General features: G+C 76.1%; 1 protein-coding gene and 1 pseudogene. Both read left to right on the forward strand.

Annotated features, from left to right (window positions below; translation table 11 throughout):
- Nucleotides 1-682 (forward strand): annotated as a pseudogene (locus D8M35_RS16145) (DUF917 family protein); the annotation flags it as partial.
- Nucleotides 679-1,032 (forward strand): hypothetical protein (locus D8M35_RS16150; protein ID WP_202976579.1); only part of this gene is annotated, 354 nt, incomplete at its 3' end. The pseudogene D8M35_RS16145 and the gene D8M35_RS16150, both read left to right, overlap by 4 nt.

Below are 1,032 nucleotides of genomic sequence, written 5' to 3' on the forward strand. Positions count from 1 at the left end.
TGTCGGTCGGGCGACGCCGCGCCTCGACCAGCTGTCCCTGTTCGTCGACGCGCTGCCGGCGGTCACCGCGGCGGCGGTGACGTCGAGCGGCCTGCGCATCGTGGTCGACACGGCCGATCCCCGCGACCTGGAGACCGTGTGGCGCGAGGCGGTGTCGCACAGCGGCGGGTGGGCGGCCTTCGCGGTCGGCCCCGTCGACGCCGAGGTGCTGACGGGCCGCTGCATCACCGGGAGCGTCGACCGGGCACTGCGGACCGGTCGGGCCGCTGCGGACGCCGCGGGGGTCGAGGACCTCGTCCGCGGGCTCGACGGTGCCCGGCTCGTCGCCCGCGGCCGCGTGCTCGACGTGCAGCGCAGCGGGGACGCCGTCGCGTTCGTCCACGGTTCGATGGCGATCCGCGACGCCGCCACCGGAGCGGTGGCCCGGGTCGAAGCGGGCAGCGAGTGGGTGCACTGCCTGGTGGACGGCGAACCGGTCGCGAGCACGCCGAGCTGCATCGTGGTCGTCGACGCACGGTCCCTGCGCCCCGTCACCACCGAGCGGGCACGGGTCGGGGACGAGCTCGCGGTGCTCGTGCTGCCCGGAGCGCCGTGGTGGTGGGCGTCCCCGCACCGGACCGCACGCGTCTCGCCGCGGGCCTTCGGCATCGACGCCGACGCGGTCCCCGAGGTCGTCGCGTGATCCCCGTCGCCGAGTTCCTGCCCCTGCTGCCGGCGGGCACGACGTTGCTCGTCGGACCGGCGTCGGGCACGGTCGGCACGGTGCGCGGACTCGTCGGCCCGCCCGAGCACGTCGGCCGGCTCCTCGGGTCCGGGGACGGAGCGGTCGTCCTCCTCACCCCGGTCGAGCGCTTCGACGCCCGCTTCGACGTGCTGCTCCGACGCGCGGCGTCTGCGGGGGTCCCGGTGCTCGTCGTCGGCGTGAGCGACGGGACGCCGCTCCCGGGAGCCGAGATTGGAAGAGGGTCCGGGAGGGCACGAGTGTTCCGTGAGCGCTCTATGCGCGCGGCGCGCGCTCTGCGAGAAGAGCCA

The organism is Curtobacterium sp. HSID17257, assembly GCF_003989515.1.
GTDB lineage: Bacteria > Actinomycetota > Actinomycetes > Actinomycetales > Microbacteriaceae > Curtobacterium.